The sequence below is a fragment of the Kitasatospora sp. LaBMicrA B282 genome (assembly GCF_050325825.1).
Lineage (GTDB): Bacteria > Actinomycetota > Actinomycetes > Streptomycetales > Streptomycetaceae > Kitasatospora.
Window position 1 is genome coordinate 1 of record NZ_JBNQTI010000254.1, and the last position, 8,333, is coordinate 8,333.

7 protein-coding genes are annotated in these 8,333 nt (G+C 73.5%); 1 reads left to right on the forward strand and 6 read right to left on the reverse strand.

Annotated elements, in window-relative coordinates:
- From ACQRUO_RS37080 to nsdA, 4 genes are all read right to left on the reverse strand, one after another.
- On the reverse strand, positions 1-939 hold a 939-nt coding region (locus ACQRUO_RS37080; protein WP_428320581.1), incomplete at its 3' end, for a nucleotidyltransferase domain-containing protein.
- A gap of 150 nt (positions 940-1,089) precedes the next feature.
- Positions 1,090-1,428, reverse strand: coding sequence for a P-II family nitrogen regulator (locus tag ACQRUO_RS37085; RefSeq protein ID WP_428320582.1), 339 nt, complete (start codon positions 1,426-1,428; stop codon positions 1,090-1,092).
- Entirely contained in the window at positions 1,428-2,771 is a 1,344-nt protein-coding gene (locus ACQRUO_RS37090; protein WP_428320583.1) for an ammonium transporter, read from the reverse strand. Before ACQRUO_RS37090 ends, ACQRUO_RS37085 begins: the two co-directional genes overlap by 1 nt.
- A gap of 264 nt (positions 2,772-3,035) precedes the next feature.
- Positions 3,036-4,493, reverse strand: a complete 1,458-nt coding sequence (gene nsdA / locus ACQRUO_RS37095) for a transcriptional repressor NsdA (protein ID WP_428320584.1) — start codon at positions 4,491-4,493, stop codon at positions 3,036-3,038.
- A gap of 402 nt (positions 4,494-4,895) precedes the next feature.
- Between nsdA and ACQRUO_RS37100 the strand changes: the two genes are divergently transcribed.
- A complete protein-coding gene (locus ACQRUO_RS37100; RefSeq protein ID WP_428320585.1) occupies positions 4,896-5,630 on the forward strand; it encodes a bifunctional DNA primase/polymerase in 735 nt (244 codons plus the stop codon).
- Positions 5,631-5,771: 141 nt separating this feature from the next.
- On the opposite strand, the gene ftsY is transcribed toward ACQRUO_RS37100, so the two are convergent.
- Together ftsY and ACQRUO_RS37110 are read right to left on the reverse strand one after the other, a co-directional pair.
- Positions 5,772-7,007 carry a signal recognition particle-docking protein FtsY gene (gene ftsY, locus ACQRUO_RS37105; RefSeq protein WP_428320586.1) on the reverse strand — a complete coding sequence of 412 codons (1,236 nt, stop codon included), beginning with the start codon at positions 7,005-7,007 and terminating at the stop codon, positions 5,772-5,774.
- Positions 7,008-7,186: 179 nt separating this feature from the next.
- Positions 7,187-8,333, reverse strand: a 1,147-nt coding sequence (locus ACQRUO_RS37110; protein ID WP_428320587.1) for an AAA family ATPase, incomplete at its 5' end; no start/stop codon positions are given.

Sequence of the window (8,333 nt, forward strand, 5' to 3'; positions counted from 1 at the left end):
CACCGCGCCGGCGCCGCGGCCCGGGCCGCCGAAGGCGAAGAAGCGGGGGCGGCGGCCGCGCGCGTGCCGGTCCCGCAGCAGCCGGTCCACGGCCCGCCAGGTGACGTCGCTCGCGTAGGAGATGGTCCGGGCGGCCTGGTAGACCCGGCGCAGCAGGGCGTCGGCGTCCAGCAGGCCGAGGGCGGCGGCCACCTGGTCCTGCTCCTGCAGCGCGAGGCGCTCGGTGGCCCGCCCGGTGACCAGGTGCAGCGCGTCGCGCACGTCGCTCAGTTGGCGGCGGGCGGCGTCCAGGCCCTCGCGCGGGGCGTCGGCCAGCCAGGAGGCGGCGATCGCGTCGAGCGCGACCACGTCCCGCAGGCCGCCGCGAGCCTCCTTGAGGTCGGGCTCCAGCCGGTACGCCAGCTCGCCGTGGAGTTCGGCCCGGGACCGGCCCAACTCGTGCAGCTCGGGCAGCCGTTCGGCGGCACCGGCGCGCCAGTCGGCGAGCACCGCCGAGCGCAGCGCCGCGGTCACCTCGGGGTCGCCGGCCAGGTGCCGGGCGTCCAGCAGGCCGAGCTGCGCCTTGAGGTCCGCGGCGGCCACCTGGCGGGCCTCGGCCGGGCGACGGACCGCGTGGTCCAGGCCGACCCCGCTGTCCCACACCGGGTACCAGAGCCGGTCGGCCAACTCGCCCACCGGGCCGCCGTCGTACAGCAGCAACAGGTCCAGGTCGCTGCGCGGGGAGAGCTCGCCGCGCCCGTAGCCGCCGACCGCGACCAGCGCGGTGCCGGGCTGCGCGCCGCCGGCCGCGGTGAGCAGGTCGGTGAGCCAGCGGTCGGTCAGCTCGGCGAGTGCGCGGCGGCGCGGGCCGCCGGTGAGCTCGCCGGCGAGCAGCTCGGCGCGGGCCGCGGGGTAGTCGAGCGGACCGTCGGGGGGCGGGGTGGACGGGTCGACGGGCAAGGGTCGCCTCCGGGGGGCGTCGCCGGAGCTTCTCCGGAACGGGCCGAGCGGACCCGCGGGTGGGCGGGTCCGCTGGGGACTACTGGGTGTTCGTCATGAGCCCTTCGTCACAGGGCCTTCGTCACGAGGTCTTCGTCACGGGGTCGTTCGTCACAGGGCGTCGGGTCCGCGCTCGCCGGTCCGGACCCGGACGACCGTGTCCACCGGGACGCTCCAGACCTTGCCGTCCCCGATCCGCCCGGTGCGGGCGGACTTCACCAGGACCTCGATCACGTCGTCCGCGTCCGAGTCCTCGACCAGCACCTCTATCCGGATCTTCGGCACCAGGTCGACGGTGTACTCGGCCCCGCGGTAGACCTCGGTGTGGCCGCGCTGGCGGCCGTAGCCGCTGGCCTCGGTGACGGTCAGGCCCTGGACGCCGAAGGCCTGCAGCGCCTCCTTGACCGGGTCCAGCTGGTGCGGCTTCACGACGGCGGTGATCAGCTTCATCAGGCGTCGACCTCGGTCTTCTCGCTGCTCTTCGCGGGGCTCTTGTGGGCGCTCGCGGTGGTGGGGGTGCTCAGCGCCCGGGCCAGGCTGGCCCCGACCGCGCTGAAGTCGTAGGCGGTCTCGGCGTGTTCGGCCTGGTCGATGCCGGCCACCTCGACCTCCTCCGCCACCCGGAAGCCGATCGTCTTCTGGATCGCCTGACCGAGCAGCCAGGAGAGCACGAAGGAGTAGACCGCCACCACGGCGACCCCGATCGCCTGCTTGCCGAGCTGGTCGAACCCGCCGCCGTAGAACAGGCCCTTGGCGCTCTGACCGACGTGGCCGGTGGCGAAGAGGCCGATCAGCAGAGAGCCGATCACCCCGCCGACCGCGTGCACGCCGACCACGTCCAGCGAGTCGTCGAAACCGAGGCGGTACTTGAGGCTGATCGCCGCCGCACAGACCGCGCCCGCGACCAGGCCGATCGCGATCGCACCGAGCATCGAGACCGACCCGCAGGCCGGGGTGATCGCCACCAGGCCGGCCACCGCACCGGAGGCGGCACCGAGCGAGGTGAAGGCGCCGTGCTTGATCCGCTCGTAGGCCAGCCAGCCGAGCATCGCGGCGGCGGTCGCCACCTGGGTGTTCATGAAGGCCATGCCGGCCACGCCGTTGGCCGACAGCGCCGAGCCGGCGTTGAAGCCGAACCAGCCGAACCAGAGCAGTCCGGAGCCGAGCATCACCAGCGGCAGGCTGTGCGGGCGCATCGGGTCCTTCTTGAAGCCGATCCGCTTGCCCAGCACCAGGCAGAGCGCCAGGCCGGCCACACCGGCGTTGATGTGCACCGCGGTGCCACCGGCGAAGTCGATCACGCCCAGGTGGTCGACCAGCCAGCCGCCGTGCCCGTTGTCGGTGAAGAAGACCCAGTGCGCCACCGGGAAGTAGACGACGGTCACCCAGAGCGCGACGAACAGCGTCCAGGCCGTGAACTTGGCCCGGTCCGCGATCGCGCCGCTGATCAGCGCCGGGGTGATCACCGCGAACATCAGCTGGAAGGCGGCGAAGACGGTGACCGGGATCGAGCCGCTCAGGTCGTTCAGCCCGATGCCGCGCATCCCGAGGTGGTCGAGGTCGCCGATCAGACCGGCGCCCGCGTCCTTGCCGAAGCTGAGGGTGTAGCCGTAGAGCACCCAGAGCACGCTGACCACCGCCAGCGAGATGAAGCTCATGACCAGCATGTTGAGGGTGCTCTTGACCCTGACCATGCCTCCGTAGAAGAAGGCCAGGCCCGGGGTCATCAACATGACCAGGGCCGCACTGATGATGACGAAGGCGGTGTCGCCCGCGCTGAAGCCGTCCGGCATCGGCGTCTCCTCCAGGTGTGCCGCCGCGCCACCCGCAGGATCCCTGTCCCGTGCCACCCGGGGTGTCGGCGTTGGAGAGGAGCGTGCCGAAGGCGGGTTTCGGCCGGTGCGGCTCGGTGTTTCGCCGCCGTGACGTGGTCGACGCACCGGTTACGGGTGCGTGAACTACGGCCCTGTCACGACCGGACGTGGGGTACCGTACCGCCGCACAGCACCCGGGGTGGTCGAACGATCACCCCGGGTCCACCCGGACGGGTGAGGACGTCAGACCGCCTCGTACTCCGGGATCTGGTCCACCACCAGCTCGGCCAGCCGGCCCACCTCGGGCACCGCCCGGTAGTCCCGGGTGGCCGCCGCCGAGGTCTTGCGGACCCGGGTGTTGAGCCGCTCCGAGCGCACCTTCCCGGCGATCTCCACCGCCTCCTCGGCCACCGCCGCGGCCTGCTCCGGCTCGCCGCGCAGCAGGTGCACGCTGGCCATGCCGACCAGGTTGAAGGCGTAGGAACGGGTGTGGTTCTCCTTGTCGGCGCGGAACAGGTCGACCGCGGTGGCCATCACCGGCTCGGCCATCGAGGCGTAGCGCGGGCTGCGGCTGGAGTGGTAGGCGAGGTCGCGGAAGGAGTGCGCGTTCTCGGCGTAGAGCTCGGCCTTGGAGAAGAACCGCAGCCAGTTGGGGTCCGACTCGATCGGGCCGGCGTCGGTGAAGGTGTCCTCGGCCAGCCGGACCGCGCGGGCGCAGCGGTTCACCTCGCCGATGTTGGAGTAGGCGCGCGCCTCCATCGCGTAGAGCAGCGCCTGCTGGCGCGGGGTGGCGGTGTCCCGGCTGCCGTACTGGGCGAGGTGGATCAGCTCCAGTGCGTCCTCGCCGCGGTTGAGGTGGATCATCTGCCGGCTCATGTCGGTGAGGATCAGCGCGCCGAACGGGCGGTCGCCGGCCTCCTTGGCCGCGTGCAGCGCCAGCACGTAGTACTTCTGCGCGCTCGGGTGCATGCCCACGTCGTAGGACATCCAGCCGGCCAGGTGGGCGAGTTCGGCGGTGAGCCGGAAGAGCCGCTGGGTGACCTGCGGCGGGTAGGTCTCCTGCAGCAGGTCGGTGACCTCGTGCAGCTGGCCGACCACCGCCTTGCGGCGCAGGCCGCCGCCGTTCTGCGCGTCCCACTGCCGGAACATCACGGTGGTCTGCTCGAGCAGTTGCAGCTCGGGCTCGGAGAGCCGGCCGGTGTAGGGCTCGCCGCCGTTGGCGGCGGCCAGGATCGGGGTGGGCGCACCGCTGGGGCCGGGGGTGAGCCAACGCTGCATCGGCTCGATCAGCGCCGCGCCGGCGGTCAGCGCCAGCGAGGTGCCGAGGAAGCCGCGACGGTTGAGCATCAGGTCGCTGCGCGAGTACTCGCTGATCAGCTGCACGGTCTGCGGACCGCTCCAGGGCAGGTCGACGCCGCCGCCGGCCACCGTGGAGACCGGGACCGCGGCACGTAGGCCCAGGTCCTCGACCGAGACCACCGAGCCGAAGCGCTCGGAGAAGAGGTCGGCCATGATCTTCGGGATCGGCTCGCGCGGCTGCTCGCCGTCCAGCCAGCGGCGCACCCGTGAGGTGTCGGTGCTCACGTGGTGGGCGCCCAGGGTGCGGGCCTGGCGGTTGACCTGCCTGGCGAACTCACCCTTCGACCAGCCGCTGCGGGCGAACCACGCCGTCAGTTTCTCGTTGGGTTGCTTCTCTGCCATTGAGGGTCCACCCCTTGTCCCGCCCGACCCGCTCGGGCCTGCCGCTCGGGTTGATCTGTCAGTCCCGGGTTGCTGTTCGGCGGGCCGCCAGGCACCCACCGCCGGGCCGCCACGCACCCACCGCCCCGGTCCGTGTGCTGAAAGTAACCTGCCGTGAGCCGTCCGGGGGATGCTTCGCCGGGAAACGCCACCATTCGCCACCCCCCTGACAGGAGCCACCCGGCGCTGACCGGCGCTTCACTGGTACCCGGACCCGCCAGGACCCGATCCGGCCGACGAAAGCATTCAACGGCGCGCGCCGCCCACCGCGCGCCGCCAGGCAAGAACGCACTCCGGACGCGAGAATTTGACAGTGCGTCACAATCCCGTAACCGCCGGCAATCGAATTCTGTTGGGGGAGGCATGGACAACCTGTTCGGCGATCTGAGGTTCGGCGCCCGCCGCCGCATCCGCGCCACCGCGTGCCAGGCCGCGGCCGAGTACGCCGGGCGCTGGGGCTGGACGGTCGCCCTCGGCGGCTCGCAGGCCCGCTCCGGGGCGACTGCCCGGTGGCAGGGCGACGGGCAGCCGCCCATCGGCGACCGCTGCGACTGCGGGCGACCGCACTGCGCGGCTCCCGGACTGCACCCGCCGCACGGCGCGGACGCCCGCGAGCTGCCGCCCGGCGCCACCTCGCACGAGGCCCGCACGCTCTGGGACGGCACCGCGGAGGCCAGCGTGCTGCTGCCCACCGGGCGCAGCTTCGACGTGCTGGACGTGCCCGAGCCGGCCGGCCTGCGCGCCCTGGTGCGGCTGGAGCGGATGGGCACCCAGGTCGGACCGGTGCTGGCCTCGCCCGCCGGGCGGCTGCTCTTCTTCGTCGCCCGCGGCACTGCGGAGAAGCTGCCCGACCTGCTCTACCGGATGGGCTGGGACGACGCCGCGCTCGACCTGAGCTGCCACGGCGAGGGGGGCTACCTGGCCGCACCGCCGACCGTGCTCCCGGGCCTGGGCCCGATGCGCTGGCTGCGCCACCCCTGCCGGGAGAGCGCCGCCCGCCCGCCGGAGGCCCGGCTGCTGCTCGGCACCCTGGCGTACGCCTGCCACCGCGGGCGGGAGCGCGTGGTGGCGGCGGAACCGGCCTGGCTGGCCTCGTAACGCAGAGGCTCGTCACGCAGAGGCTCGTAACGCAGAGCCTCGTCACGGAGAACCGCGTCACGCAGAACGGGGCGCCCCTCCCTCGGGAAGGACGCCCCGCGCCGGGTTGTCGGACGGGCCCCGGGGCCGACCGACGGCCCGTCAGTCCCCGATCAGCGCGTCGACGAACGCGCCCGGCTCGAACGGCGCCAGGTCGTCGGCGCCCTCGCCCAGGCCGATCAGCTTGACCGGCACGCCCAGCTCGCGCTGGACCGCGACCACGATGCCGCCCTTCGCGGTGCCGTCCAGCTTGGTCAGCACGATGCCGGTGATGTCCACCACCTCGGCGAAGACCCGCGCCTGCACCAGGCCGTTCTGCCCGGTGGTGGCGTCCAGCACCAGCAGCACCTCGTCCACCGGACCGTGCTTCTCGACCACCCGCTTGACCTTGCCCAGCTCGTCCATCAGGCCGGTCTTGGTGTGCAGCCGGCCCGCGGTGTCGATCAGCACCGTGTCCGCACCCTCGGCGATGCCCTCCTTGACCGCGTCGAACGCGACCGAGGCCGGGTCGCCGCCCTCCGGCCCGCGCACCGTGCGGGCACCGACCCGCTCGCCCCAGGTCTGCAGCTGGTCGGCGGCCGCGGCGCGGAAGGTGTCGGCCGCGCCGAGCACCACCGAGCGCCCGTCGGCCACCAGCACCCGGCCGAGCTTGCCGGAGGTGGTGGTCTTGCCCACCCCGTTCACGCCCACCACCAGGACCACCGCCGGGCGGCCGTCCTCGTGCTTGGCGGTCTTCAGGTTGCGGTCGGCCTCGGTGCCGATCAGCGCCACCAGCTCCTCGTGCAGCAGGCCGCGCAGCTCCGCCGGGGTGCGGGTGCCGAGCACCTTCACCCGGGTGCGCAGCCGCTCGACCAGCTCCTGGGTGGGCGCCACGCCGACGTCCGCGGTGAGCAGGGTCTCCTCGATCTCCTCCCAGGTGTCCTCGTCCAGCCGGTCCCGGGAGAGCAGCGCGAGCAGGCCCTTGCCGATCGAGTTCTGTGAGCGGGAGAGCCGCGAGCGCAGCCGGACCAGCCGGCCGGCGGTGGGCTCGGGCACCTCGATCGCCGGGGCGGCGGCGGCCTGCTCGGCCTCGACCGGCTCCGCCACCGGGGCCGGTGCCGCGGCCTCGGTGGTCCCGGCGTCCGCGGGGAGCTCGACCTCCTCGATGGTCTGCACCGGCGCCTCGCGCGGCGGCGCGGCCTCGTCGCCGACCTGCGGCTCGGCCGGGGCCTGCGGCGCGATGCCGGTCGGTCGCTGGGTCGGGGGCAGCTCCTTGCGCCGTCTGCCGTTGACGACCAGGCCGGTGACCGCGCCGATGGCGACCACGGCGATGACCACCGCAAGGATCACGTATTCCACATCAAGCTCCTTTACTGGCACCCCCGGCCCGGGCCGGGGCGAGAGTGATCCTCGCGCCCATGACGCTCAGCCACGCTGCTGCTGCGCCCGGTCGCCACCGTGCGGGTGCCGGGCCGGGCTCGGCAACCAAGTATCCGTGATCGTGCACCCCGCGGGCGGATGCCCCGGCAGGCGCACGGTCAATCGGCCGCTCCGGGGGCGTGCGCCGCCGCCACCTGCCGGGGCAGCGGCGCGGTCCGCTCCCGCTGGTCCGCGCGCAGCCGCTGGCTGATCACCTGGGAGATGCCGTCGCCCTTCATGGTCACGCCGTAGAGGGCGTCGGCGCACTCCATGGTCAGCTTCTGGTGGGTGATCACGATCAGCTGGGAGCTGTCCCGCAGCTCCTCCATGATCGCGATCAGCCGGCGCAGGTTGGTCTCGTCCAGCGCCGCCTCCACCTCGTCCATCACGTAGAACGGACTGGGCCGGGCCTTGAAGATGGCCACCAGCATCGCCACCGCGGTCAGCGAGCGCTCGCCGCCGGAGAGCAGCGACAGCCGCTTGACCTTCTTGCCCGGCGGGCGGGCCTCCACCTCGACGCCGGTGGTCAGCATGGAGTCCGGGTCGGTCAGCACCAGCCGGCCCTCGCCGCCCGGGAAGAGCCGGGCGAAGACGCCCTCGAACTGGGCGGCGGTGTCGTGGAAGGCCGCGGTGAAGAGCTGCTCGACCCGCTGGTCCACGTCCCGGACGATCTCCATCAGGTCCCGCCGGCTGCGCTTGAGGTCGTCCAGCTGCTCGCCGAGGAACTGGTGCCGCTCCTCCAGCGCGGCGAACTCCTCCAGCGCCAGCGGGTTGACCTTGCCCAGCTGCTGGTAGGCCTTCTCGGCCGCGCGCAGCCGCTTCTCCTGCTCGGCCCGGACATAGGGGCGGCTCTCCCCCGGTTCCCGACCCTCCTCCGGGGTCGGCGGCGGCACCGACTGGTCGGGGCCGTAACCCGCCAGCAGCTCGTCGCCGGCGATGCCGAACTCCTCCAGCGCCCGAGCCTCCAACTGCTCGATCCGCAGTCGCTTCTCGGCCCGCAGCACCTCGTCCCGGTGGCCGGCGTCGACCAGCTTGTCCAGCTCGTCCTTGAGCTCGCGGCCCAGCTCGCGGCTCTCCCGCAGCGCGCTCTCCCGCTCGGCCCGGGCCTGCTCGACCGTGCCGCGCTCGGCCTCGGCGCGGGCCAGTGAGACGGCCAGGCAGTCGAGCAGCTGTCGGGCGCCGGCCGCCACCGCCCCGGCCACCGCGGCCTGCCGGGCGGCCAGCCGGCGCCGCTCGGCCGCCCGGGCCCGGGCCTCCCGCTCGGCC